This is a genomic window from Parviterribacter multiflagellatus, assembly GCF_056863265.1.
Map to the genome: position 1 here is coordinate 13,761 of NZ_JBXPIZ010000014.1, position 23,439 is coordinate 37,199.

At 73.1% G+C, this 23,439-nt stretch carries 24 protein-coding genes and 1 tRNA gene; 13 read left to right on the plus strand and 12 right to left on the minus strand.

What is annotated here, in order from left to right; all coding sequences use genetic code 11:
* Nucleotides 1-8 precede the first annotated feature (8 nt).
* The 6 genes from hppD (at nt 9) to AC1UE5_RS26290 (ending at nt 7,427) form a co-directional block, all read left to right on the plus strand.
* A complete protein-coding gene (hppD, locus tag AC1UE5_RS26265; RefSeq protein WP_482929070.1) occupies nt 9-1,109 on the plus strand; it encodes a 4-hydroxyphenylpyruvate dioxygenase in 1,101 nt (366 codons plus the stop codon).
* A 2-nt stretch (nt 1,110-1,111) separates the two neighbouring features.
* Complete coding sequence (locus AC1UE5_RS26270) at nt 1,112-2,299, plus strand: homogentisate 1,2-dioxygenase (protein WP_482928905.1); 1,188 nt, start codon at nt 1,112-1,114, stop codon at nt 2,297-2,299.
* A gap of 179 nt (nt 2,300-2,478) precedes the next feature.
* Nucleotides 2,479-3,339, plus strand: a complete 861-nt coding sequence (locus AC1UE5_RS26275; RefSeq protein WP_482928906.1) for a fumarylacetoacetate hydrolase family protein — start codon at nt 2,479-2,481, stop codon at nt 3,337-3,339.
* Between the two features lie 10 nt (nt 3,340-3,349).
* Nucleotides 3,350-4,042, plus strand: coding sequence for a DUF5995 family protein (locus AC1UE5_RS26280; RefSeq protein ID WP_482928907.1), 693 nt, complete (start codon nt 3,350-3,352; stop codon nt 4,040-4,042).
* 16 nt (nt 4,043-4,058) lie between these two features.
* Nucleotides 4,059-5,114, plus strand: coding sequence for an enolase-like domain-containing protein (locus AC1UE5_RS26285; RefSeq protein WP_482928908.1), 1,056 nt, complete (start codon nt 4,059-4,061; stop codon nt 5,112-5,114).
* Nucleotides 5,115-5,174: 60 nt separating this feature from the next.
* Nucleotides 5,175-7,427, plus strand: coding sequence for a putative bifunctional diguanylate cyclase/phosphodiesterase (locus AC1UE5_RS26290; protein ID WP_482928909.1), 2,253 nt, complete (start codon nt 5,175-5,177; stop codon nt 7,425-7,427).
* A 222-nt stretch (nt 7,428-7,649) separates the two neighbouring features.
* Here the strand turns inward: AC1UE5_RS26290 and AC1UE5_RS26295 are convergent, their stop codons facing one another.
* The 4 genes from AC1UE5_RS26295 to AC1UE5_RS26310 are packed head-to-tail and all read right to left on the minus strand — an operon-like array spanning nt 7,650 to nt 11,794.
* Nucleotides 7,650-8,600, minus strand: a complete 951-nt coding sequence (locus tag AC1UE5_RS26295; RefSeq protein ID WP_482928910.1) for a VWA domain-containing protein — start codon at nt 8,598-8,600, stop codon at nt 7,650-7,652.
* Nucleotides 8,597-9,562: a VWA domain-containing protein gene (locus AC1UE5_RS26300; RefSeq protein WP_482928911.1), complete on the minus strand. Its 966-nt coding sequence runs from the start codon at nt 9,560-9,562 to the stop codon at nt 8,597-8,599. The genes AC1UE5_RS26295 and AC1UE5_RS26300 overlap by 4 nt, the downstream gene beginning before the upstream one ends.
* A gap of 9 nt (nt 9,563-9,571) precedes the next feature.
* Entirely contained in the window at nt 9,572-10,834 is a 1,263-nt protein-coding gene (locus AC1UE5_RS26305; RefSeq protein WP_482928912.1) for a S1C family serine protease, read from the minus strand.
* Between the two features lie 57 nt (nt 10,835-10,891).
* On the minus strand, nt 10,892-11,794 hold the full coding sequence (locus tag AC1UE5_RS26310; RefSeq protein ID WP_482928913.1) for an EamA family transporter: 903 nt from the start codon (nt 11,792-11,794) through the stop codon (nt 10,892-10,894).
* Between the two features lie 63 nt (nt 11,795-11,857).
* Here AC1UE5_RS26310 and AC1UE5_RS26315 point away from each other — a divergent pair, with 63 nt between their 5' ends.
* On the plus strand, nt 11,858-12,787 hold the full coding sequence (locus AC1UE5_RS26315) for a LysR family transcriptional regulator (protein ID WP_482928914.1): 930 nt from the start codon (nt 11,858-11,860) through the stop codon (nt 12,785-12,787).
* 49 nt (nt 12,788-12,836) lie between these two features.
* Nucleotides 12,837-13,607: a 3-hydroxyacyl-CoA dehydrogenase family protein gene (locus AC1UE5_RS26320; protein WP_482928915.1), complete on the plus strand. Its 771-nt coding sequence runs from the start codon at nt 12,837-12,839 to the stop codon at nt 13,605-13,607.
* 249 nt (nt 13,608-13,856) lie between these two features.
* On the opposite strand, the gene AC1UE5_RS26325 is transcribed toward AC1UE5_RS26320, so the two are convergent.
* Together AC1UE5_RS26325 and AC1UE5_RS26330 are read right to left on the minus strand one after the other, a co-directional pair.
* Complete coding sequence (locus tag AC1UE5_RS26325) at nt 13,857-15,170, minus strand: hemolysin family protein (protein ID WP_482928916.1); 1,314 nt, start codon at nt 15,168-15,170, stop codon at nt 13,857-13,859.
* 4 nt (nt 15,171-15,174) lie between these two features.
* The gene (locus tag AC1UE5_RS26330; RefSeq protein WP_482928917.1) at nt 15,175-15,411 is read right to left on the minus strand and encodes a 4a-hydroxytetrahydrobiopterin dehydratase; all 237 of its coding nucleotides are present in this window, start codon (nt 15,409-15,411) and stop codon (nt 15,175-15,177) included.
* 13 nt (nt 15,412-15,424) lie between these two features.
* Between AC1UE5_RS26330 and AC1UE5_RS26335 the strand changes: the two genes are divergently transcribed.
* Nucleotides 15,425-16,327: a cobalamin-binding protein gene (locus AC1UE5_RS26335; protein WP_482928918.1), complete on the plus strand. Its 903-nt coding sequence runs from the start codon at nt 15,425-15,427 to the stop codon at nt 16,325-16,327.
* A 163-nt stretch (nt 16,328-16,490) separates the two neighbouring features.
* Here the strand turns inward: AC1UE5_RS26335 and AC1UE5_RS26340 are convergent, their stop codons facing one another.
* Nucleotides 16,491-17,132, minus strand: a complete 642-nt coding sequence (locus tag AC1UE5_RS26340; protein ID WP_482928919.1) for a rhomboid family intramembrane serine protease — start codon at nt 17,130-17,132, stop codon at nt 16,491-16,493.
* Between AC1UE5_RS26340 and AC1UE5_RS26345 the strand changes: the two genes are divergently transcribed.
* A complete protein-coding gene (locus AC1UE5_RS26345; RefSeq protein ID WP_482928920.1) occupies nt 17,116-17,304 on the plus strand; it encodes a hypothetical protein in 189 nt (62 codons plus the stop codon). The two genes, AC1UE5_RS26340 and AC1UE5_RS26345, sit on opposite strands and share 17 nt — an antisense overlap.
* 78 nt (nt 17,305-17,382) lie before the next feature.
* Here AC1UE5_RS26345 and AC1UE5_RS26350 read toward each other — a convergent pair whose 3' ends face one another.
* Genes AC1UE5_RS26350 through AC1UE5_RS26360 form a run of 3 tightly spaced genes read right to left on the minus strand, consistent with a single transcriptional unit; the run spans nt 17,383 to nt 19,902 of the window.
* Nucleotides 17,383-17,697, minus strand: coding sequence for a hypothetical protein (locus AC1UE5_RS26350; RefSeq protein WP_482928921.1), 315 nt, complete (start codon nt 17,695-17,697; stop codon nt 17,383-17,385).
* Complete coding sequence (locus tag AC1UE5_RS26355; RefSeq protein WP_482928922.1) at nt 17,694-18,239, minus strand: RNA polymerase sigma factor; 546 nt, start codon at nt 18,237-18,239, stop codon at nt 17,694-17,696. Before AC1UE5_RS26355 ends, AC1UE5_RS26350 begins: the two co-directional genes overlap by 4 nt.
* 19 nt (nt 18,240-18,258) lie before the next feature.
* A complete protein-coding gene (locus AC1UE5_RS26360; protein ID WP_482928923.1) occupies nt 18,259-19,902 on the minus strand; it encodes a 1-acylglycerol-3-phosphate O-acyltransferase in 1,644 nt (547 codons plus the stop codon).
* Between the two features lie 52 nt (nt 19,903-19,954).
* Here AC1UE5_RS26360 and AC1UE5_RS26365 point away from each other — a divergent pair, with 52 nt between their 5' ends.
* Nucleotides 19,955-20,488 (plus strand): hypothetical protein, encoded by a 534-nt coding sequence (locus AC1UE5_RS26365; protein ID WP_482928924.1) that lies wholly within the window; start codon nt 19,955-19,957, stop codon nt 20,486-20,488.
* Between the two features lie 40 nt (nt 20,489-20,528).
* Nucleotides 20,529-20,601: transfer RNA gene (locus AC1UE5_RS26370), tRNA-Thr, on the plus strand.
* Nucleotides 20,602-20,608: 7 nt separating this feature from the next.
* On the opposite strand, the gene AC1UE5_RS26375 is transcribed toward AC1UE5_RS26370, so the two are convergent.
* Nucleotides 20,609-21,046, minus strand: a complete 438-nt coding sequence (locus tag AC1UE5_RS26375; RefSeq protein ID WP_482928925.1) for a MarR family winged helix-turn-helix transcriptional regulator — start codon at nt 21,044-21,046, stop codon at nt 20,609-20,611.
* 67 nt (nt 21,047-21,113) lie between these two features.
* On the opposite strand from AC1UE5_RS26375, the gene AC1UE5_RS26380 reads away from it, so the two are divergent.
* The gene (locus AC1UE5_RS26380; RefSeq protein WP_482928926.1) at nt 21,114-22,568 is read left to right on the plus strand and encodes an MFS transporter; all 1,455 of its coding nucleotides are present in this window, start codon (nt 21,114-21,116) and stop codon (nt 22,566-22,568) included.
* A gap of 4 nt (nt 22,569-22,572) precedes the next feature.
* On the opposite strand, the gene AC1UE5_RS26385 is transcribed toward AC1UE5_RS26380, so the two are convergent.
* Nucleotides 22,573-23,406 carry a PKD domain-containing protein gene (locus AC1UE5_RS26385; protein WP_482928927.1) on the minus strand — a complete coding sequence of 278 codons (834 nt, stop codon included), beginning with the start codon at nt 23,404-23,406 and terminating at the stop codon, nt 22,573-22,575.
* Nucleotides 23,407-23,439: the final 33 nt, after the last annotated feature.

A 23,439-nucleotide genomic window follows, 5' to 3' on the forward strand; every position in this document is an offset into this window, starting at 1 on the left:
CCCCGGCGATGCACGACGACCCGATGCCGCTGCACGGCATCGACCACGTCGAGCTGTACGTGGGCAACGCGAAGCAGGCGGCGTACTTCTTCACGCGGGCCTACGGGTTCACCGAGGTCGCGTACGCGGGGCTGGAGACCGGGCGGCGCGACCGCGTGTCGCACGTCCTGGTCCAGGGCCGCGTGCGGCTCGTGCTGACGGGGACCCTGGGCTCCGAGACGGCGATCGCCGCGCACCACCACAAGCACGGTGACGGCGTGAAGGTGATCGCGATCAGCGTGCCGGACGTCGAGCACGCGTACGCGCACGCGACCGGGGCGGGCGCACGGGGGCTGCGCCCGCCGACGGTCGAGGAGGACGCGCACGGGACGATCGTCACGGCGGACGTCGCGACGTACGGGGAGACGATCCACCGGTTCGTCGACCGCTCGCGGTACGCGCGCGACGCGTTCCTGCCCGGCTACGAGCCGGTGGAGCACGCCGGCGATCCCGCCGAGGGCGGGATGCTCGTCGCGCTCGACCACATCGTCGGCAACGTGGAGCTCGGCGCGATGAACCGCTGGGTCAAGTACTACGAGGACGTCTTCGGGATGACGGAGATGATCCACTTCTCCGACGAGGCGATCTCGACCGAGTACAGCGCGCTGATGTCGAAGGTCGTCACCGACGGCAACGGGCGCGTGAAGTTCCCGATCAACGAGCCGGCCGAGGGCAAGCGCAAGTCGCAGATCGACGAGTACCTCGAGTTCTACGAGGGCGCCGGCGCGCAGCACCTGGCGCTCGCGACGCGCGACATCGTGGGGACGGTCGCGGAGCTGAGCGCGCGCGGCGTCGAGTTCCTGCGCACGCCGGAGAGCTACTACGACGAGGTGCCCACGCGCGTGGGCGAGATCGACGAGGACCTGGAGGACCTGCGCCGGCTGGGCATCCTCGTCGACCGCGACGACGAGGGCTACCTGCTGCAGATCTTCACCAAGCCGCTCGGCGACCGGCCGACGATCTTCTTCGAGATCATCGAGCGCCACGGCGCGCGCGGGTTCGGGGAGGGCAACTTCAAGGCCCTGTTCGAGGCGATCGAGCGCGAGCAGGAGCGGAGGGGGAACTTGTAGCCATGCGGTACGTGTCGATGGGCGAGGTCCCGCCGAAGCGCCACACGCAGGTGCGCGGCGCGGACGGGCGGCTGCTCGTGGAGGAGGTGATGGGCTACGAGGGGTTCAGCGGCAACGAGTCGATCCTGCTGCACCTCGAGTCGCCGTGCCGCCTGGAGCGCGTCGAGGAGTTCACGCCGCTGCACGTGGACGAGTGGTTGCCGCCCACGCACGTGCACCGGCTGACGAACACGAACCCGGTGCGCCCCGAGGGCGACCCCGTCAGCGGCCGCAAGGTGCTGATGTACAACGCGGACGTCGAGATCGCGGTCTGCAAGCCGGCGGTGGCGCAGGAGGGCTTCTACCGCAACGGCGAGGGCGACGAGGTGCTGTTCGTGCAGGAGGGGTCGGGCGTCCTCGAGACGACGTTCGGCACGCTCCCCTACCGGCGCCACGACTACATCGTGATCCCGCGCGGGACGACCTACCGCGTCGTCACCGATGGCGGGCCGCAGACCTGGCTGACGTTCACGACGCCGGGCGAGATCGAGACGCCGAACCGGTACCGCAACCGGTACGGGCAGCTGCTCGAGCACGCGCCGTTCTCGCAGCGCGACTTCCACCCGCCCGAGGTGCTGGAGACGCACGACGAGCGCGGGGAGTTCGAGGTCGTCGTGCGCGTCCGGGGCGGGATGCAGCGCTACGTCCTGGATTACCACCCGCTCGACGTGGTCGGATGGGACGGCTACGTCTACCCCTACACGTTCAACATCCACGACTTCGAGCCCAAGGCTGGGCGGCTGCACCAGCCGCCGCCCGCGCACCAGACGTTCCAGGGGCCGAACTTCGTGATCTGCTCGTTCTGCCCGCGGATGCTCGACTGGGACCCGCTCGCGGTGCCGCTCCCGTACCACCACTCGAACCTCCAGTCCGAGGAGGTCATGTTCTACGCCGACGGCGACTACGCCGCGCGCAAGGGCGTGGAGATCGGGTGCCTGACGCTCCACCCGTCGGGCCTGCCGCACGGGCCGCAGCCCGGCGCCGTCGAGGCCGCGCTGGGGATGAAGGAGACCAACGAGCTCGCGGTGATGTGCGACACCTTCCGCCCGCTGCGCCTGACGACCCTTGCGCGCGAGCTGGACGATCCCGCCTACGCCTACTCCTGGTCGGACGCGCGCCCCGCCGGCGCGCCCACGGAGGTGACGGCCTGAGCTTCTCCTGGGGCACCGTCCGCGTGGGCGGTGGGTCGCCTGAGCCCGCCGCCCGCGTGGACGGAGGGGTCGTGCTCCTACGCTCTGTCGATGCTTCGCTCGGTTCGCTCACGGAGCTGATCGAACGAGGACCGCGCTCCTGGGAGGAGATGCGGACGTCCGCGGAGAGGGCTGGCCCGATGCTCGCGCTGAGCGAGGTCGAGCCGGCCCTCCCCGTCGCCCCGCGCGACTACGTCGACTTCTACGCCTCGCGCGAGCACGCCACGACCGTCGGCCGACTCTTCCGCCCCGGCGGCGAGCCGCTCGCCACCAACTGGCTCCACCTGCCCGTCGGCTACCACGGCCGCGCCTCGACCGTCGTGGTGTCCGGCACCCCGATCGTCCGCCCGCGCGGCCAGGTCGCCGCCGGCGAGCTGCGGCCGACGGCGCAGCTCGACTTCGAGTGCGAGCTCGGGTTCTTCGCCGGCCCCTCCACGCGCCTCGGCGAGCCCCTGTCCCTCGCCGCCGCGGCCGACCGCATCTTCGGGTTCGTCCTGCTCAGCGACTGGAGCGCGCGGGACGTCCAGCGCTTCGAGACGCAGCCACTCGGGCCGCTGAACGGCAAGTCGTTCGCGACGACGATCTCGCCGTGGATCGTCCCGCCCGACCTCCTGCCCCGCGCGGCACCTCCGGCCCAGGACCCGCCGCCCGCGGACTACCTCGGCGGCGCCGACCCGCACGCGCGCGGACCGGCGATCGACGTCGACATCGAGGTCCGCGTCAACGGCGACCTGCGCGCGACGTGCAACCCGCGCGGCCTCTACTGGACGCCCGCGCAGATGCTCGCGCACGCCACCGTCAACGGCGCGCAGCTCACCGCCGGCGACCTCTTCGGCACCGGCACGATCTCCGGCGCCGACCCCGCCACCCGCGGCTGCCTCCTCGAGCACGGGTTCGACGGTGGCCCCCACGGCTGGCTCCAGGACGGCGACACGGTCACGCTCACCGCGCAGCAGTTCGGCGACTGCACCGGCATGGTCCTCCCGGCGCCGCGCCAGTAGCGTGCCGCACATGGGGAGCGAACCGGTCGGGCCGATCAAGCAGGTCATCGCGCGCATGGAGCAGATCGCCGCGGGGCTCCCGGCGTCGGACGGCGTCGCGCGGTTCAACGAGCTGTACCTCGCGGTCACGCAGGCGGTGCTCGCCGACACCGGCGCGGGGAACTTCGAGGACCCCGAGTTCCTCGCCGAGCTCGACGTCACGTTCGCCGGGCTCTACTTCGCCGCGGTCGACGCGAGTGAGCAGGGCACGAAGATCCCCAACGCGTGGCAGCCGCTGTTCGAGCACCGGCACGCGAAGGGCGTCGCGCCGCTGCAGTTCGCGATCGCCGGGATGAACGCGCACATCAACCACGACCTGCCGGTCGCGCTCGTGGCCGTCATGACCAAGCACGGGCTGGAGCCCAACGACAACACGCCCCAGCACCACGACTTCCTCGCCGTCAACGCGATCCTCGCCCGCGTCGAGCAGCAGATCAAGGACCGCTTCATGGACAAGTTGATGCGCGACGTCGACAAGGTCCTCGGCCACGTCGACAACGTCGCCGCGATGTGGTCGGTCGAGCGCGCCCGCGACGCGGCGTGGACGAACGCGCAGGTCCTCTACCGCCTCCGCGACGTGCCGCCGCTGCGCGACGCCTACGAGGATCAGCTCGACCGCATGGTGGAGCTGGCGTCGCGCGGCATCCTGTCCGCGCGGGTGTGACAGGTACGTTGGCACGGTGAGTGACTTCCAGCGGCTGGCCGGCCTCGCGCTGACCATCGACGGCTACGAGCTCGAGCGGCTCGAGCAGGACGTGTCGAGCGGCTTCACGCGCGTCACGACGATCATCCGCCTCCGCGGCGGGGGCGAGGAGGGCCTCGGCGAGGACGTCACGTACGACGCCGAGGACCACGACGTCGCGCAGCAGGCGGGGCCGACGCTCCCGCTCACGACCGACGGGACGACCACGCTCGGCGAGTGGTGCGCGCGCGTGGCGCAGCTGGACCTCTTCCCTGAGCCGCCGGTGCGCGACGTCAGCCGCCTGTACCGCCGCTACGCGTACGAGTCCGCGGCGCTCGACCTCGCCCTCCGCCAGGCCGGCACGTCGCTCCACGCCTTCCTCGGCAAGGAGCCCCGGCCGCTCACCTACGTCGTCTCCCTCCGCCTCGGGGAGCCCGCGAGCCTCGCGCCCGTCACCAGCCGCCTGGAGCGCTACCCCGGCCTGCGCTTCAAGCTCGACCCCACGCCGACGTGGACGGACGAGATCGTCGACGCGCTCGCCCAGACGGGCGCGGTGGACTCGGTCGACTTCAAGGGCCTGTACACCGGCACCGTCGTCGACAACCCGCCGGACCCGGTGCTCTACGGCCGCGTGCTCCGCGCGCTCCCCGACGCCTGGATCGAGGACCCGCACCTCGACGACGCGATCCAGGAGCTGCTCGTCCCCCACCGCGACCGCGTCACCTGGGACGCGCCGATCCACGGCATCGCCGACATCGAGGCGCTCCCGTTCCCGCCCAAGATGGTGAACGTCAAGCCGTCGCGCGTCGGCAGCCTCGAGGAGCTGTTCGCCACCTACGCGTACTGCGAGGAGCGCGGCATCGCGATGTACGGCGGCGGCCAGTTCGAGCTCGGCCAGGGCCGCGGCCAGATCCAGCTCCTGGCGAGCCTCTACCACCCGGACGGCCCCAACGACGTCTCGCCTTCGGGCTTCCACGCGGACCAGCCCGAGCCCGGCCTCCCCACCAGCCCGCTCGCCCCCGCGGCGCACGACGTGGGCTTCCGCTGGGGGTAGCCGGCACGCGCGTTGGCGCGTTCGCTCAACCTCGACGCCCGGCTGCCGACACACAGGGTCATGGCAGCCGGGTTCCTGGAGCGCCTCCCCCGTGGGCGCACCCTGCCGCCCGACGTCTGGGCCACGCGACACCGCATCCTGGTGCGCCTCGTCTGGCTGCACGCGGTCGGCCTGCTGATCTTCGGCGTCGCCCGCGGCTACGGCGTCCCGCACTCGCTGCTCGAGATCGTCCCCGTCGTCGGCTTCGGCATCATCGCCGCGTCGTCGCAGCTCGGCCCGCGCGCCCGTGAGGCCGCCGTCGCGCTCGGCCTGCTCACCTCCAGCGCCATGCTCGTCCACCTGTGGGAGGGGCAGATCGAGGCGCACTTCCACTTCTTCGTCGTCGTCACCATCCTCGCCGCGTACGAGGAGTGGTCGACGTACCTGCTCGCGATCGCGTTCGTCGTCATCCATCACGGCGCCGCCGGCCTGCTCGACGCGGGCCAGGTCTTCGACCATCCGGCGGGCCACGAGCAGCCGCTCATCTGGGCCGTCATCCACGCCGGCTTCGTCGCGGCGCTCGCGGTGGCGAACGTCATCTCGTGGCGCCTCAACGAGGACGTCCGCGACAGCATGCGGGCGAGCGAGGAGCGCTTCCGCTCCGCGTTCGACGACGCCCCGATCGGCATGGCCATGGTCGGCGCCGACGGGCAGATCCGCCGCGTCAACGAGGAGCTCGTGCTCCGCACCGGCTTCAGCGCCGCCGAGCTGCAGGACATGCAGCTCGCCGACCTGCTCGCCCCCGAAGAGCGCGAGGGCCTGACGGTCTGGCCGCGCCCCTCCACCGACGGCGCCGAGGAGCGCCGCTACGTCCGCCGCGACGGCACCGCCGGGTGGGCGCTGTGGCAGCACTCGCTGCTGTCGGAGCGCGACGGCGCGGGCGAGTTCATCACCCACGTCATCGACATCTCCAAGCGCAAGCAGGCCGAGCGCCAGCTCGACCACCAGGCGCACCACGACCCGCTCACCGGCCTGCCCAACCGCAAGCTCTTCCTCGAGCGGCTCGACCAGGCGCTGGAGACGACCGACTACGACGCCGGCCGCCGCACCGCGGTGCTGTTCGTCGACCTCGACAACTTCAAGCTCGTCAACGACTCGCTCGGCCATGACGCCGGCGACAGGCTCCTCACCGCGCTCGCGCAGCGCATGCGCCGCGTCCTGCGCCCCGACGACCTCATCGCGCGCTTCGGCGGCGACGAGTTCGCGGTGCTCGTCAAGGGCGTCAGCGGCGCGACCGAGGCCAAGCGCGTCGCCGGCCGGCTCGCCGACGCGATGCGCGCCCCCGTCGTCCTGGAGGGCGACCAGCGCTTCGTCACCGCCTCCATCGGCATCTGCGTCGCCGAGCCGGCGCGCGACGGCGAGGTCGTCGACGCGTACAGCGTGATGCGCGACGCCGACGCCGCGATGTACCGCGCCAAGGAGCTCGGCAAGGCCCGCGCCGACGTCTTCGACGACCGTCTCCGCGCGGAGGTGGTCGAGCGGTTCGAGCTCGAGCACGCGCTGCGCGGCGCCGAGGAGCGCGGCGAGCTGCGGCTCGACTACCAGCCGCTGATCGACCTCAACACGAGCCGCATCACCGGCGTCGAGGCGCTCCTGCGGTGGGACCACCCGGAGCTCGGCACGATCGCGCCGCTGCGCTTCATCCCGATCGCCGAGGCGAGCGGGATGATCGTCCCGATCGGCGCGTGGGTCCTGCGCCAGGCCTGCGACCAGGCCGCGCACTGGACCGACGCCGGCGGCGCGGGCGCGAAGCTCGAGGTCGCCGTCAACGTCTCACCGCGCCAGCTCGCCTCGCCCGCCTTCGCCGACGAGGTCGCGCACGCGCTCAAGCAGACCGGCCTGGCCCCGCACCGCCTGTGCCTGGAGGTCACCGAGAGCGCCGTCGTCGCGGACCTCGAGACCGCCACGCGCTCGCTCGAGCGGCTCAAGACGCTCGGCGTCCGGCTCGCGCTCGACGACTTCGGCGTCGGCTACGCCTCGCTCTCCCAGCTCAAGGCGCTGCCGCCGGTGGACGTCCTCAAGATCGACCGCTCGTTCGTCGACGGCGTGCTGGGCGACCACGAGGACAAGGCGATCGTCGACGCGGTCATCCAGCTCGCCGCCTCCCTCGGCCTCGACACCGTCGCCGAGGGCGTCGAGTCCGGCGATCAGGCGAGCCTCCTGCGCGACATGCGCTGCTCGCTCGCCCAGGGCTTCCACTTCGCCCGCCCGGTCGCCCCGGACGCCATCTCCGAGCTGCTCGAACGCGAGCGGCTCGGCGAGATGACCGTGTAGGAGCCGCTCGACGGGCGTCGCGCCGCCCGTGAGGGACGCCTCGTGGCCGTGGAGCACCTCGCGGTTCCTCACCGATCCAACCAGGATCGGCTTCGAAACCGCGCGGCGCCCACGACCACGATGCGGGCCTCACGGTCGACACGCCGAGTCGTCGACCGCCTCCTCCACGGTCGGGCGCGCCGGGACCCGATGCGGGATGCCGGGCGCGCGGCGCGCCTGCCGCTACGGCAGACGCGCGCGGCGCCTGAGACCGAGCGCGAGCGCCGCCCCCAGAAGCACGACGGCGCCGCCGCCGAACGCGGCGGTGATCTCGCGCTCCTCCTCCTCGGTCCCGAGCTTGGAGCCGAGCGACTCGTAGACGTCGTCGAGCCGGTCGGCGTCGGCGACGGTGTAGGCGCGGCCGCCGGAGGCCGACGCGATCTGGCGCATCGTCTCCGGGTCCGGCGCCACGCGCTGCGGCGGGAGGAACGGGCGGTCGGGGTCGGTGACCGTGCCCTCCTCGGTGCCGAGCGAGATCGTGTAGACCGGGATGCCCTGGGCCTTCGCCTCGCGTGCCACCGGCAGCGGGTCGCGGCCCGCGGTGCGCGCGCCGTCGGACAGCATCACGATCGCGGACGGCGGCCGCTGCGCGCGGTCCTCCTCCGTCAGCTGGTCGAGCGCGGACTTCAGGCCCTCGCCCGTCGCCGTCGCGCCCTCGGCGCTCAGCGAGGCGATCGCCGCCTTCACCGCGTCGTGGTCGGACGTCGGGGCCTGCAGCACCGTCGCGCCCGACGCGAACTGCACCAGGCCGACGCGCTGGCCGTCCGGCACCTCGTCCACGAACTTCTCGGCGGCGCTCTTGGTCGCCTTCATCCGCGACGGCGAGACGTCCTCGGCGTTCATCGAGCCTGACGTGTCGACGACGAGCATCACCGACGCGCGCTCGACCGGCACCGCGACCGACACTTGCGGGCGGGCGACCGCGATGGCGAGCGCGGCCAGCGCGAGCGACGTCAGCGCGAGCGGCAGGACCGACGAGCGCCGGGGCAGCGTCGCGGCGACGGCGGCGAGCGTGTCGACGGCCGTGTAGCGCACCGCGTACCGGCGCCGGCGTCGCGCCGCGACCCAGACCGCGCCGAGCAGGAGCGGGACCGCGACCAGGGCGGCCAACCAGATGGGGCTCTGGAAGCTCATGGCAGCCGCCCGAACCAGCGCAGGGACATCCCGCCGCCGACCACCAGGAGGAGCAACGCCCCGCCGGCGAACGCGGCGGTGACCTCGCGCTCCTCGTCCTTCATCGAGACCTGCGAGCCGAGCTGCTCGTAGATGGCGTCCAGCTCGGACGCGTCGGCCGTCGAGAAGTACTTGCCCTTGGTGATCTGGGCGACCTGCTGCATCGCCTCCCGGTCCGGCGGCACCTCCTGCGTGTACGTGCCGTTGTTGCCGCCCGGCCGCTCGACCTGGATCGTGCCCTGGTCGGTGCCGAGCGCGACGGTGTAGACCGGGATCTTCAGCCGGGCCGCCTCGCGCGCCGCGTCGAGCACGTCACGGCCGCGCGTCGACTCGCCGTCGGACAGGAGCAGGATCGCCGAGGGCGGCTGCTTCCCGCCGGGCGGCGTCGAGGCCCGGATCGCGTTGATGGCGGCGGTGATCGCGTCGCCGGTGGCGGTGCCGCCGGACGGCTGGAGCTGGATGACCCGCTCCTTGACGAGGTCGTGGTCGGCGGTCGGCGACTGCACGACGCGCGCCTGGTGGTTGAACGCCACGAGCCCGGCGCGGACGCCCTCCGGAAGCCGCTCCACCATGTCCGCCGCCGCGTTGCGGGCCGCGGTCAGGCGGTCCGGGTCGACGTCCTTGGCGAGCATCGAGCCCGAGACGTCGGTGGTGAGCATGATCGTCGCCTGCTCCACCGGCACGGCGACCGTGGTCTGCGGCCGCGCGAGGCCGACGAGGAGCGCGACGAGCGCGATCCCGTAGACCGCGATCGGCATGTGCGCCCGCCACCCCGGCCGCACCGGCGCGACGGCCGGCATCAGGGCGGGGTTGGCGAACCGGGCCGCCTGGCCGCGGCGCGCGCGCAGATGGCGCGCGTAGAGCCACAGCGCGGGCGGCACGGCCAGCAGCGCGAGCAGGAAGAGCGGGGCGCCGAACGACATGGCGGTCCTCTAGCGCGGGCGGTTCTCGATGGTGGCGTCGAGCTGCTGCGTGGAGCCGCCGCGCTCGACCTCGATCCGCATCGAGTCGCCGACCTTCTTCTCCGACACCTTCTCGACGACCTGGTCCGGGCTCGTCACGCGGTTGCCGTCGATGCTCTTGATGACGTCACCGGGGCGCAGGCCGGCCTTCGACGCGGGCGAGTTCGCGGTGACCTCGGCCACCGTCGCGCCGCCGCCGGTCGTCACCGGCGCGGTGCTCACGCCGAGCCACGGACGCCGGATCTGGCCGCCGCTCTCGAGCTGCGGGACGATGTCCTTGGCCGTGTTCGCCGGGACGGCGAAGCCGATGCCGATGTTGCCGCCACCGGCGCCCGCGGTCGCGATCTGCGAGTTGACGCCGATCACGTGCGCGTTGGCGTCGAGCAGCGGGCCGCCGGAGTTGCCCGGGTTGATCGGCGCGTCGGTCTGGATGACCTTGTCGATGCTGAAGCCGTTGGGCGCCTGGATCTCGCGGCCGAGGCCGGAGATGATCCCCGACGTCGCGGTCTGCGGCAGGCCGAGCGGGTTGCCGATCGCGACGGCGAGGTCGCCGACCTTGACCTTCTCGGAGTCGGCGAACGCGAGCGGGCGGATGCCGGTGACCGAGCCCGCGTCGACCTTCACGACGGCGAGGTCGGTGGACGTGTCCTTGCCGACGACGTTGCCGGAGATCGTGCGGCCGTCGTCGCCGAAGCGGACGCGGACGTTGGTCGACTCCCCCACGACGTGCGCGTTGGTGACGATCGTGCCGTCCGAGTCGGTGAGGAACCCGGTGCCGCTGCCCGAGCCGTTGGAGATCGCGGCGACCGCCGGGCTGGCGGCGGCGAAGACGCGGTTGACGGCGCGCGAGTCGTTGCCGGAGCCGCCGGAGGTGCTCGTGGAGGCGGGCGGCTGGGCGACCGTGACGGGCGAGGTGTCGTTGTCGTCGGTGACGAGCGGGACGCCGATCGCCAGCGCGACCGCGGCGACGGCGAGGCCCGACATGGCGCCGCCGGCGACCGCCTTCGGCCAGACCTTGCGCTCGCGCCGGTCGGCGGCGGCGGGCGGGTCCATGACGGCGGTGGCGGACGTGGCGGCGGACGGATCGCGGAAGATGTGGGACTCGCGCGTGGGCGCCTCGGAGGGCTCGGGGCGCGACGGCGGAGGGGGCGCTTCGGGTCCGGCCTCGCCGCTCCACAGCCGGCCGGCCGCCGGGCCGCGGGAGCGGTGCTTGGAGGAGGGTGCTTCGGCCATGGCGTGCACGGTACGTACCCGCCCTTCCGCGCGCCTGAGCCGAAGCTAAGAAGAAGCTCAACGGGCTGGCGCGACGACGGCAGCCACGCGCGCCCGCGCGCGCATGGCGCGCATCGTGAGCGCGAGGCCGCCCAGCACGACGAGCCCGCCCGCGGCCTCCGCGGCGTTCGGGACCTCGTCCAGCGCGATCCACGCCGACACCAGCCCGACGACCGGGACGAGCAGGGTGAAGGGCGCGACGCTCGACGCGGGGTGCTGCTTGAGCAGCCAGGTCCAGACGCCGAACCCGAACGCGGTCGAGACGACGACCACGTACAGCAGCGCGAGCACGCCGCTGAGGTCGAGGCGGGTGAACGCGTCGCCCATCGCCTCGGGCCCGTCGAAGGTGAGGCTGAGCAGCGCGAGCGGGATCGGCGGGATGAGCGACGACCACACGAGCAGCCCGGCCGGGTTCGTCGCCTGCGCGCGGCGCGTGATGACGTTCCCCACCCCCCACGACGCAGCGGCGCCGATGGTCAGCAGCAGCGCGACCAGCGGCACGCCCTCCGCCCGGCCCGCGCCGATGATCGCGATGCCGGCGAACGCCACGAGTGCACCCGCGACCTGGCCGGGCGACAGCTTCTCCTTGAGCAGCGCGACCGCCAGCAGCGCGGTGAAGGCGGCCTGGAGCTGGAGCACGAGCGACGCCAGGCCCGCGGGCATCCCCTGGTCCATCCCGACGAACAGCAGCCCGAACTGGCCCATGCTGAGGAAGACCCCGACGCCGACGACGAGCTTCCACGGCGCGCCCGGCCGGCCGACGAGGAAGATCGCCGGGAAGACCACGAGCACGAACCGCAGCGCGGCGAAGAGCAGCGGCGGGAACGAGTCAAGGCCCACGTCGATGACCACGAAGTTCACGCCCCATACGAAGGCGACGGCGGCGGCGAGGAGCGCGTGGCGGGTGGGCACGACGTCCATGGTGACGCGGCGCTCGAAGAAGAACGACTGGACTTCCTCGACCCCACTCGACAGAATCGCTTCATGATCGACGTCCGCCGCCTCCGGGCTCTGCGCGAGCTGGCCGACCGCGGGACGATCGCGGCGGCCGCCGGGGCGCTGCAGCTCACGCCGTCGGCGGTCTCGCAGCAGCTCGCCGCGCTGGAGCGCGAGGTCGGTCAGCAGCTGCTCGAGCCGGACGGGCGCGGCGTGCGGCTGACGCCCGCGGCGCACGTGCTGCTCGAGCACGCGGGGACGCTGTTCGCGCAGCTCGAGCGGATGCGGGCCGACCTCGACGCGCACGCCGCGGGCGAGGCGGGCGAGGTGCGCATCGGCGCGTTCCCCACCGCGATCATCGACCTCGTCGCGCCGGCCGCCGCCGCGCTGCGCCGCTCCGCCCCGAAGGTGCGCCTGGCGGTGAGCGAGGGCGAGGCGCCCGACGTGTTCGACGTGCTCGCCGACGGGCGGATCGACATCGCCGTCGGGATGGAGAGCGCGTACGCCCCGCGCCGCGACGACGCCCGTTTCACGCGCGTGCCGCTCCAGGCCGACGTCCTCGACGCCGCCGTGTGGGAATCCCACCCGCTTGCGCGCGAGAGCACGATCGCGCTCCACGCGCTCGCGGACGAGCCCTGGGTCGTCCCGCCGCCCGGCTGGCAGTGCGAGTCGGTGCTGCTCGGCGCATGCCAGGGCGCGGGCTTCACGCCGGCGATGGCCCATCGCACGTCGGACTGGACGGCGGCGCTCGCGCTCGTCGCGGTCGGCCTCGGCGTCACGCTCGTCCCCCGCCTGGCCCAGACGGCGCCGCCGCCGGGCGTCGCGATCGTCCGCCTCGCCGGCGAGCCGCCGGCCCGCCACCTCTTCGCCGCCTGCCGCGGCGGCGCGGAGGCCTCCCCGGCCGTCCGCCTCGTGCTCGACGCGCTCGTCGCCGCCGCTGCCCGGCCCCGCGGCCTGGGAGCACTTCGTGCGGCTTGACGCGCACGTTGACGCACGAGTCAACAATCGTGTTTAGAGTGCCGCGCCCATGACTGAGCGACTTGGCGTCGTCGGCGGAGGAACCATCGCGACCGGGCTGGCCGTCACCGCGGCGCAGCACGGTGACGTGATCCTCTGGGCGCGCACTCCCGAGAAGGCCCAGAAGGGCATCGACAAGCTGGCCCCCAAGATGGAGGTCGACCCGGCGAGGATCACCGTCACCAGCGACCTGGATGCGCTGGCCGACGCGACGGTCATCGTCGAGGCGATCGCCGAGGAGCTGGAGACCAAGCGCGAGCTGTACGCCAAGCTGCCCGACGGCAACGGGACGCTGCTGGCGACCACGACCTCGTCGCTGTCGATCAACGAGCTGGACAAGGCCGCGGGCCGCCCGGGCCGCTACTTCGGCCTCCACGTCTTCAACCCGGTCCCGCGGATGAAGCTCGTCGAGCTCGTGTTCCCGGACAGCGCGACCGAGGAGACCAAGCAGCGCGGGCGCGCCCTCTGCGAGGCGCTCGGCAAGACCGCCGTCGAGGTGCCGGACACGCCGGGCTTCGTCGTCAACAAGCTCCTGTTCCCCTACCTGTTCAGCGCCGTCCGGCTGCAGGAGGAGACGGGCCTGGACTCCCAGTCGATCGACACCGCGATGATGCTCGGCGCGGGCCACCCGATCGGCCCGCTGGCGCTGCTCGACCTCGTCGGCCTCGACGTCTCCAAGGCCATCGGCGAGGAGATCGGCAGCGAGGTCCCGGAGACCGTCCAGAGGCTGGTCGCGGAGGGCAAGCTCGGCCGCAAGAGCGGGGCGGGCCTCACGCTCTAGACGCCCGGTCGCCGCCGTGTGAAGTTCAGATGTTTCTTTAAGGCAGCGAAAGGAAAGAGGAGATCATCGCGGTGCGGGGCGACGTAGAACTTCGCGAACCGCAACCTCCTCCCAGAAGCAGACGACGGGCCCGCGGATGCGGGCCCGTCGTCTGTTCGCCTGCGGTGGACCCACCCCGATCCACCGTCTGCCTGGTGCTCCCCTCGCCGTCCCACGGGCGAGGTACGTCAGCTCACAACGACGTGGCGTCTAGGAACTTGCGGAAAGCGAGCGCCGGTCACGGATCCGGACCGCCTCGACGCGGTTGTCGCGCACCGACTCGACCCGGATCGAGTAGCCGTCGGCCTGCACCGTGTCGCCGCGGCGCGGCAGCCGGCCGAGCTCCGCGAACACGAACCCGCCGACGCTGTTGTACGCGTCGGTGTCGACCGGCAGCTCCAGCCCGTGGTCCTGCAGGTCGGTCAGCGCCACGTGCCCGCGCACGTACCAGTCGCCGTTCGCCAGCCGCCGGATCTCGCCGCCCGCGGGGTCGGTCTCGTCGTCGATCTCGCCGACGACCTCCTCCACGATGTCCTCGACCGTCACGATGCCGGCGACGCGGCCGTACTCGTCGACGACCGCGGCCATCGACGAGCGCTGGCGCTGCAGGTCGGCGAGCAGGTCGTCGAGCGGCTTCGTCTCGGGGACGATCGGCGTCTCGCGGATCGCCGTCTCGAACGTCGCGGTGCCGCCCTCGGTCATCAGCAGCCGCGCGAGCGAGTTGGCGTGGACGATGCCGCGCACGCGGTCGCGGTTGTGGTCCTCGGTGACGAGCAGCCGCGTGTGGCCCGACGAGACGCAGCGGCGCAGCGCCGTCTCGACGTCCTCCGACACGTCCACGGTCACCACGGCGGGGATCGGCGTCATGACGTTGCGCGCCTCCTGCTCGTGCAGGTGGAAGACGCCGCTGAGCATGCCCGCCTCGCCCGGGTCCAGGTGCCCGCCCGCGCGCGCCTGCGCGATGAGCGCGCGCAGCTCCTTCGGGCTCGACCCCTCCTCGAAGTCCGTCGAGTCGGCGTTGATGCCGACGATGCGCAGGAGCCGGTTCGACGCCCAGTTGAGCGCGGCGATGAACGGGCGCATCGCCTTGTCGAAGAGGTAGAGCGGCCGGGCGATGCGCAGCGCGGTCGGCTCCGCGCGGACGATGGCGTAGATCTTCGGGACCTGCTCGCCGGTCGTGATGTGCAGCGCCGTCGTGACGACGTACGCGAACCCGAACGCCAGCGCGCTGGAGACGCCGTGCGAGACGCTGTCGCCGAACAGCGGCTCGATGAGGTCCGCGACCGCCGGCTCGCCCAGGAAGCCGATGCCCAGCGAGGCGAGCGTGATGCCGAACTGGCACGCGCTCAGGTACTCGCTGAGGTCGTCCATCAGCGTGACGACGAGCCGGGCGTTGCGGCGCCCCTCCTTCGCCATCTCCTCCATCGCGCTGCGGCGGCTGCGCACGAGCGCGAACTCGGCCGCCACGAAGAACCCGTTCGCCAGGATCAGCAGGACGACCGCGATGAGGAAGACGGCGGTCACGTGGTCAGGCGATCCCGTCGATCGTGGCGGCCATCTTCCGGTCCGCCTCGGTGATCTTGCCCTCCGAGTGGGTGAACAGGCTCAGGCGGACCTTGTTCCACCCGTGGACGAGGATGTCGGGGTGGTGGTTGGCCGCCTCGGCCGCGTCGGCGACCTTGTTGACGTAGGCCATGGCCTCGGCGAAGTCCTTGAACTGCAGGTCGCGGACGAGCTGACCGCCGTCCTCCTGCCACTCGCTCATATGCTCCCCTCCCATGCGGATCGTGTCCCTGGTGCCGCACGCGACGGAGCTGCTCTTCGCCCTCGGCCTGGGCGACCAGGTGGTCGGCGTGACGCACGAATGCGACTACCCGGCCGCGGCGCTGACGCGTCCGCACGTGACGCGCGACAGGCTACCCGCGGGGCTGGGCGCGCGGGAGATCGACGAGGCGGTCCGCGCGTCGACGCTCGAGGGGCAGTCGATCTACGAGCTCGACGAGAAGGCGCTGGCGGACCTGAAGCCGGACCTGATCGTCACCCAGGAGCTGTGCCAGGTGTGCGCGGTGTCGTACGACGACGTCGTCGCGATCGCCGGGCGGCTGCCGGTGCCGGCGAAGGTCGTCTCGCTCGACCCGAAGACGTTCGGCGAGACGCAGGGCGACGTGCGGACGATCGCGGAGGCGACCGGCGCGACCGTCGCGGGGCTGGACCTCATCGCGCGGACGGCGCGGCGGGTCGACGCGGTCGAGGCGGCGGTCGCGGACGTCGAGCGGCGCCCGCGCGTGGCGGCGATCGAGTGGCTCGACCCCGTCTTCGTCGCCGGCCACTGGACGCCGCAGCTCATCGAGATGGCCGGCGGGTTCGATGTGCTGGGCTTCGCGGGCGAGCACTCGGAGGAGTCGACGTGGGAGCTCGTCGCCGCGGCCGCGCCCGACATCGTGATCTGCATGCCGTGCGGCTACGACGCGGCGCGCGCGCACCGCGAGGCGATGACGTACGCGAACGAGCTGCGGTCCGTCGGCGCCGGCGAGGTGCTCGCGGTGAACGCCAGCGCCTACTTCTCGCGCCCGGGCCCGCGGCTGATCGACGGCCTGGAGCTGCTCGCGCACCTGCTGCATCCGGACCGCGTCCCGGCCCCGCCGGCAGCGGCCGACGTCCTGCCGGTCGAGCTCCTGTGAGGCACGGTTCTGACAACTCTCATCCTCGGGTCGAGGTCGAGCGTGTCCGTGGCAGGTCATGGTGCGGATCGCGCGCTGGGCGCGGCATCGCACCATCACCCTGCCCCGCGCCGGTCTCGTAACGCCGGTCCCCTCGGAGAACCGCTGCGGCGCGGCGCGGGCGCTAGTAGAGCGAGGGGGTGCCCGCGGCGACGATGCCGCCGACGGCCGCCGCGACGCCGATGGCGGCGCAGCCGAGGATCGCGAGGAGCTGCGAGCGGCGCTGCTCGGAGAGGCCGATGACGAGCGCGCAGAGGCCGCCGCCGACGAGGCCGCCGAGGTGGCCGCCCACCGAGATCGTGCCCGAGAACGCGAACGTGATCACGATGTTGAGGATCAGGATCGGGCCGATGAACGTCTGCATCGGGTCGATGCCGCGCTGTCGCATGATGATGAAGGCCGCGCCGAGCAGCCCGAAGACCGCGCCGGACGCGCCGACCGTCACCGAGTCCGGCGACAGCAGCAGCGCGCCGAACGAGCCGGCGAGCAGCGAGGCGAAGTACAACGCCGCGTACCGCACGCTGCCCAGCGCCGGCTCCAGGAGCTGGCCGAGGAAGTAGACGCCGATCATGTTGAAGATCAGGTGCATCGGGTCGGCGTGCAGGAAGCCCGCGGTGAGCATCCGGTACCACTCGCCGTCGTTGACGAGCGGTCCGAAGAGCGCGCCTTCGACGTAGACGTCGCCGCTGCGCGCGCCGAGCCCGCCGTCCTCCCCGGTCAGCACCTGGCCGAAGAAGACGAGCACGTTGATGACGATCAGCGCCATCGTCACCTGCGGACGCGACGGCGAGAACGACGCGGCGGTGCGCACCTTCGTCTTCTGCTTCGAGCACTCGGGGCAGCGCATCCCGACGTTCGTCGCCGTCATGCACTCGGTGCAGATCGGGCGGCCGCAGGAGGAGCAGGAGACGCCGGTCTCCTCCGAAGGGTGGCGGTAGCAAGTCTGCATCGTCAGTTCGGGCGGCAAGCTAGCAGCCGGCCCTAACGGCTCCCTGAACGGGCTGGACGCGTCGGCGCTAGCGCCGCAGGAGGCGTTCGAGCCGCGAGCGCTTGTCGTGGCGCGCGCGGAGCACGACGAGCGCGGTGCCGGCGCCCGTGGCGATCACGCCCGCGGCGATCGGGCGAACGATCCGCGTCCAGTTGCGCGGGTCCTTCATCGCCTGGAGCTCCCATGCCTCGAGCTCATCGACGGCCATCTCCGTGATGCGCGTCAGCCGGTCCTCGACGCGCGTGGACAGGCCCGCGGGCGGGTCGATCGGCGCGAAGGCCTGCCGCAGGAGCGTCTCGAAGTCGGCGCTGCCACCGGCGCCGGGCGCTGGGGTGCTGCTCACGCGTCCTCCTTCTCGTCGCCCCGCACGATCTCCTCCAGCTGCTTCACGGCTCGGTGCAGCAGCACCTTGGTCGCGCCATCGGTGCGGCCCAGCGCCCGCGCGATCTCGCGGTTGTCCATGCCGAGCGCGAACCGCATGATCACCGCCTCGCGGCGATCCCCCTGCAGCTCGTCGACGCCGGCGAGGATGCGCGCGAGCTCGTCGCGGCCCTCGACCAGGTCCTCGGTGGTGTGGATGGTGCTCAGCATCGGCGTGTGGAACTCGAGCGGGCTCTGGGGCTTGCGGCTCCGGTCGCGGTAGTGGTTCGCCGCGAGGTTGTGCGCGATGCGGATGAGCCAGGGCCGGAGCGGCCGGCCGTCGCTCTCCCGCTGGGCGCGTTCGAAGTGGCGGTACGCCTGCAGGAACGTCTGCGTCGTGAGGTCCTCCGCGTCGTGGTGGTTGCCCACCCGGTAGTACGCGTAGGAGTAGACGTCCTTGAGGTGCGCCTCGTAGAGCTCTGCGAACTCGTGGTCGAGCTGCTCCTTGGACGTCGTCTCCGGCACCCCGCCAGCGTAGACCGCCCTAGGCGGCCGCGCGGGCCCTCCTGGTCGTGACCGTCTGCAGCCACGTGTCCGTCGCCTGCTCACCGGTGACCACGCGGGCCAGGCCATCGACGACCTCGGCGTTGCCGCGACCTGCGCCGATCGCCGCCGCCAGCAGCGGCAGCGTGTCGAACGCCTCGACGGTCTGGCCGACCGTCTGCCCGATGTCCTGCGGCGGCATGCCGGCGGCGAGCAGCTCGCCCGCGCGCCGGTTGCGGCTCGACTGGGCGACGACCGTGGCGACCAGGTCACCGGCGCCGGCGAGGCCGCTGAACGTCTCGGGCTTGGCGCCCGCGCGACGCGCGTGCGCCTCGACCTCCGCGAAGACCTTGCCCGCGGCGGCGCCGGCGGCGTTCGGCCCCGCGGGAGCGGCGGCGGCCGCGGCGAGCGCGGCGGCGTTCTTGGCGACCCCCGCGAGCTCCACCCCGATCACGTCGGTGGAGCCGTCGGCGCTGAAGCCGGCCGACTGGAAGAGCTGGCGGAGCTGGGCGGTGTACGCGCGGTCCGGCGAGGCGACGACCAGCGACGCGCCGCGCTCGAGGCAGTCGCGCGCGTGGGCCGGCCCGCCGAGGCAGGCGACCGCGCGGGCCTGGACGCGCTCGGACGCGAACGCGCTGGGCAGCGCGCCGAGCGGCGGCACGAGGCCCTTGCTCAGCACGACGACGCCCGCGTCGCGCGGGATGCGCTCGCCGTGCGCGGCGAGGACGTGCGGGAGCGCGCGGGCCGGGACGGCGAGCAGCACGACGTCGACGTGGTCGAGCCGCAGCTTGGAGGCCTGGTTGACGTGGATGCCGTCGAGCGCGACGCCGGGCAGATAGCGCGTGTTCTCGTTCTCCGCGTGCAGGCGCTCGGCGCCCTCGCGGGTGCGCGTCCCGAGCTGCACCTCGACGCCCGCACGGGCGAGGGTGACGGCCAGCGCGGTCCCCCACGAGCCGGCGCCGACGATCGCGACGCGGCGGATCGGGGCCAGGCCGCCGAGCCACTCCCACTGGAGCTGCACGCACGGCCAGATGCGGTCGGTGACCGCCTGGGCGAGCTGCTTGGACGGCGCTTCGACCTGCGGGAAGGTGAGCGGCTTGCCCGCGCGGAGCTTGACCTTGTGCGGGCGGATGCGCCAGCCCTTGCGGATGTCGTCGGTGCCGAGCACCGCGACCGGGACGACCGGCACCCCGGCCTCCAGCGCAAGGCGGCCGACGCCGCGCTTGGCACGCCCGAGCCCGCCCGGGCGCACGCGCGTGCCCTCGGGGAAGATCACGACGGCGTCGCCCCGTTCCAGGATCGTTCGCGCGGTGGTGAGCATCTCCTGGTCGGAGGCGCCGCGGTCGACCGGGAACGCGCCGAGCGAGTTGAGGATCCACCCCTTCCAGGGCGTCTCGAACAGCTCGCGCTTCGCGACGTAGTACACGGGACGCTTGAGCATCGCCCCGATCACGAAGGGGTCGAGGAACGACCGGTGGTTGGCGGCCAGCAGGAGGCCGCCGTCCGCCGGCAGGTGCTCGCGTCCGTGCTTCTCCAGGCGGAAGTAGAGCCGGAAGAAGGGGACCAGCACCAGGCGGACGATGCGGTAGATGACCGGGTTGACGCCCTTCGTGCGGGCGCGGTGGTGCAGTGCGGTGGCGTCCATTCGTCTGTGGTGGGTACTCCGGCGCGCGGCGACCGTTACAGTGGCCGTTCACATGGCGATCGACCGCGCACAGACGGCTCGCGGCGCGCTGGCCGGGGCGGTCGCCGCCGGCGTGTGGGCCGCGCAGCAGCCGCTCGACATCAAGCTCTTCGGGGTCCGCTACGACGACACCGAGCTGCTCGGCAAGGCCGTCACCCGCGGCCGCTGGTGGCGCCCGATCGGGGTCGCCATGCACGTCGCCAACGGAGCCGCGTTCGGCGCGGTCTACAGCGCGGTCGCCCCGCGGCTCCCGCTGCCGTCCTGGGCCCGCGGCCCGGCGGCCGGCCTGGCGGAGCACCTCGCCTCCTGGCCCGGCACAGCGCTGCTGCCGACCGTCCACCCGGCCGGCTCGGACTTCCCGCCGCTGGCCACCAACCCCCGCGCGTTCGCGCAGGCGACCTGGCGCCACGCGCTCTTCGGCGTCGTCCTCGGCGAGCTCGAGCGCCGCCTCAACGCTCCCGAGGACCCCGCGATCCCCGCGTACGAGCACGTGGCATCCACCAACGGCCACGGCGACCTCGACCAGGCCCTCTCCGGCACCCGCTGACCGGCCGGCGCCCGGCCGGGCCCTAGACTTCGCCGCCCGCGCCGGCGTAGCTCAGTTGGTAGAGCACCTGTCTTGTAAACAGGTGGCCAGGGGTTCGAGTCCCCTCGCCGGCTCTCGCGCCTAGGCCGCTGCGGCGGACGAGGCGCCGTCGCCCAGCGCCTTCGCGACCAGCGCCTGGAGCTGCACGCGCTCGGCGTCGTCGAGCGAGCCGAGCACGCCGTCCGTGGAGCCGTCGAGGACGTCCTCGGCCTTCGCGAGCGCCTTGGTGCCCTTCGGGGTGATGCGGACGACGTGGCGGCGGCGGTCCTCGGGGTCGCGCTCGCGCACCGCGAAGCCGCGGCCCTCGAGCGCGTTGAGGAGCTGGACGACCATGTTGGCGTCGACGCACATCAGCGTCCCGAGCTCGCGCTGGGTCACCGCGCCGGCGTCGCGGACGATGTTCAGCATCGAGAACTCCTTGAGCGACATGCCGAGCTGCTCGGGATCGACCTCGCGGTAGATCAGCCGCGACATGCGGGTGAGGAGGACCAGCGTGCCTGCCGTCGTCGTCGGGACCATCGTCCCGCCCACGTTACCAAGATCACGATTCTCGCTGGAGCGTGATCATCCTGATAGCGTGATGATCATGGTTCTGAGAGATAAGCGCTGGATGGCGCTCGGTGTGGTCCTGCTCGGCCAGCTCATGCTCATCCTCGACGCCACGATCGTGAACGTGGCCCTCCCCGACATCCAGCGCGACCTCGGCTTCTCGCAGTCGGCGCTGACGTGGATCCCCGGCGCCTACCTGGTCGCCTTCGGCTCCTTCCTCCTCCTCGGCGGGCGGCTCGGCGACCTCGTCGGGCGCGCGCGGCTGTTCCTGCTCGGAACCGCGCTCTTCACCGCCGCCTCCGTGGCCTGCGGCGCGGCCACCACCGAGGCGATGCTCATCGCCGCTCGCTTCGTGCAGGGCCTCGGCGCCGCCGTCGCCGCCTCGGCGATCCTCGCGCTGATCGTCGTCGAGTTCCCCGAGCCGCGCGAGCGCGCCCGGGCGATGTCGGCCTACACGTTCGTCAGCGTCGCCGGCGGCTCGCTCGGCCTGCTCGCCGGCGGCCTGCTCACCGAGGCGCTGAGCTGGCACTGGATCTTCATCGTCAACCTCCCGATCGGCCTGGCGACGATCGCGCTCGGCGCCGTCGTCCTCGACCGCACGCCCGGCGCCGGCCTGAGCCGCGACGTCGACGTGCTCGGCTCCGTCCTCGTGACGCTCGCGGCGATGGTCGCGATCGCCGGGGTCGTCGGAGCGGAGGACCACGGGCTCGCGTCGGCCCGCACGCTCGGCGCGCTGGCCGCGGGCGCAGTGCTGCTGGCGGCGTTCCTCGCCTACGAGAGCCGCATCGCCAACCCGATCCTCCCGGTGCACGTCATGAAGCTGCGGAGCCTGATGGTCGCCTGCGGCGTGCGCGCGCTGATGGTCGCCGGCATGTGGGCGATCTTCTTCCTCGGCGCGCTGTACTTCGAGCGCGTCCGCGGCTTCTCCCCCACCGAGGCCGGCGCGGCGTTCCTGCCGCAGACGCTGGTCGTGGCCGCCCTGTCGCTCGGGCCGTCGGCCCGGCTGAGCGAGCGCTTCGGCCCGCGCCGCACGCTGCTCGGCGGCATGACGGTGCTCCTCGCCGGGCTGCTGCTGCTCGCGTCCACGATGCAGGCCGACGCCGCGTACTTCCCGACGCAGATCGTCGCCTTCGCGCTGGCGGGCCTCGGCGGCGGCCTCTCGTTCATGAGCCTGATGACGCTCGCCCTGGCGGACGTGCCGAGCGCGGACGCCGGCGTCGCGTCGGGCATCGTCAACGTCTCGGTCCAGCTCGCGGCGGCGTTCGGGCTGGCGATCCTGGGCACGGTCGCGTCGTCGCGGACGAACGACCTGCGCGCCGGCGGCGACCAGGCGGTCGACGCGCTCGCCGGGGGCTACCAGCTCGCGTTCGTGCTGGCCGCGGGCAGCGTGCTGGCCGGGCTGCTCGTGGCGCTGCGCTGGCTGCGCCCGGAGCCCCGGCCGTCGTTCGAGACGGCGGCGGCGCCCGTGGCGGTCGGCGCCGCGCGGCGCTGACGGTTCAGACGACGCGGATGCCCGCGACGAAGCGCTGGTCGGCGATGCCGCGGTGGTCGATCTGGAGGTACAGGCGGGTGGCGGCGTTGCGCCGCGTGCCGAGCTCGATGCGCCAGACGCGGCCGAGGGCGTCGGCGCGGACGGCCTTGACGTAGTCGGTCTGGCGGCGCCGGGCGGAGCCGAGCGCGACGTCGACACGGATGGCGGGGGCGCCGAGGCGGATCGTCAGCGTCGTGCCGCGGAAGGCGCGCAGGCGGCCGGGGACCTTGGGCGGGCCCTCGCGGTCGTCGGCCGGGATGATGCAGGCCGCGCGGGCGACCGGGACGGGCTGGGCCGGGACCGGCGCGGGGACGCCCGTCTCCGCGCACGCGCCGAGGGAGAGCGGGGTCGCGCGGGTGCGGCGGCCGCCCGCGGCGACGCGCACCTCCGACCGCGCGCCGGAGCAGTCGTCGTAGGCGACCGAGCGATCCGTCGCCTGGTCGCAGGCCGGGTACACCGTGACGGTCGTCGCGCCCGCGGCCTTCGCGCCGCACGCGGACGTGGCCGTCGCGACGATGCGGTACTCCCCCGGCCGCGCGTACGTGTGCTCGACGGTCGTCGGGCCCTGCGGCGACGTCGTGCCGTCGCCCCAGTCGACGACGGTGGCCGCGTCGCCGCGCGTGTTCACCCCGAACTCCGCCGCCTGCCCGGCGCGGAGGTTCGCCTCGAGCGTGAACGTGTCGACGGCCGGTGGCGCGCACGGCGCCTGCGCAGAGGCCGCGGAGGGCGACGCGGCGCCCACGACGAGCGCCAGCGCCGCGCAGGGCAGCAGCGTCAGATGCAGGGGCGTCCGTGCCATGGGCGCGACCCTCTCACGCCGCGCCCACGGCGC

Bases quoted from the DNA above. Each gene is read 5' to 3' on its own strand.
- hppD (WP_482929070.1), top strand. From the start codon at position 9: ATGCACGACGACCCGATGCCGCTGCACGGCATCGACCACGTCGAGCTG.
- AC1UE5_RS26270 (WP_482928905.1), top strand. From the start codon at position 1,112: ATGCGGTACGTGTCGATGGGCGAGGTCCCGCCGAAGCGCCACACGCAG.
- AC1UE5_RS26275 (WP_482928906.1), top strand. From the start codon at position 2,479: ATGCTCGCGCTGAGCGAGGTCGAGCCGGCCCTCCCCGTCGCCCCGCGC.
- AC1UE5_RS26280 (WP_482928907.1), top strand. From the start codon at position 3,350: ATGGGGAGCGAACCGGTCGGGCCGATCAAGCAGGTCATCGCGCGCATG.
- AC1UE5_RS26290 (WP_482928909.1), top strand. From the start codon at position 5,175: ATGGCAGCCGGGTTCCTGGAGCGCCTCCCCCGTGGGCGCACCCTGCCG.
- AC1UE5_RS26295 (WP_482928910.1), bottom strand. From the start codon at position 8,600: ATGAGCTTCCAGAGCCCCATCTGGTTGGCCGCCCTGGTCGCGGTCCCG.
- AC1UE5_RS26300 (WP_482928911.1), bottom strand. From the start codon at position 9,562: ATGTCGTTCGGCGCCCCGCTCTTCCTGCTCGCGCTGCTGGCCGTGCCG.
- AC1UE5_RS26305 (WP_482928912.1), bottom strand. From the start codon at position 10,834: ATGGCCGAAGCACCCTCCTCCAAGCACCGCTCCCGCGGCCCGGCGGCC.
- AC1UE5_RS26310 (WP_482928913.1), bottom strand. From the start codon at position 11,794: ATGGACGTCGTGCCCACCCGCCACGCGCTCCTCGCCGCCGCCGTCGCC.
- AC1UE5_RS26315 (WP_482928914.1), top strand. From the start codon at position 11,858: ATGATCGACGTCCGCCGCCTCCGGGCTCTGCGCGAGCTGGCCGACCGC.
- AC1UE5_RS26320 (WP_482928915.1), top strand. From the start codon at position 12,837: ATGACTGAGCGACTTGGCGTCGTCGGCGGAGGAACCATCGCGACCGGG.
- AC1UE5_RS26330 (WP_482928917.1), bottom strand. From the start codon at position 15,411: ATGAGCGAGTGGCAGGAGGACGGCGGTCAGCTCGTCCGCGACCTGCAG.
- AC1UE5_RS26335 (WP_482928918.1), top strand. From the start codon at position 15,425: ATGCGGATCGTGTCCCTGGTGCCGCACGCGACGGAGCTGCTCTTCGCC.
- AC1UE5_RS26345 (WP_482928920.1), top strand. From the start codon at position 17,116: ATGACGATCAGCGCCATCGTCACCTGCGGACGCGACGGCGAGAACGAC.
- AC1UE5_RS26340 (WP_482928919.1), bottom strand. From the start codon at position 17,132: ATGGCGCTGATCGTCATCAACGTGCTCGTCTTCTTCGGCCAGGTGCTG.
- AC1UE5_RS26360 (WP_482928923.1), bottom strand. From the start codon at position 19,902: ATGGACGCCACCGCACTGCACCACCGCGCCCGCACGAAGGGCGTCAAC.
- AC1UE5_RS26365 (WP_482928924.1), top strand. From the start codon at position 19,955: ATGGCGATCGACCGCGCACAGACGGCTCGCGGCGCGCTGGCCGGGGCG.
- AC1UE5_RS26375 (WP_482928925.1), bottom strand. From the start codon at position 21,046: ATGGTCCCGACGACGACGGCAGGCACGCTGGTCCTCCTCACCCGCATG.
- AC1UE5_RS26380 (WP_482928926.1), top strand. From the start codon at position 21,114: ATGGTTCTGAGAGATAAGCGCTGGATGGCGCTCGGTGTGGTCCTGCTC.
- AC1UE5_RS26385 (WP_482928927.1), bottom strand. From the start codon at position 23,406: ATGGCACGGACGCCCCTGCATCTGACGCTGCTGCCCTGCGCGGCGCTG.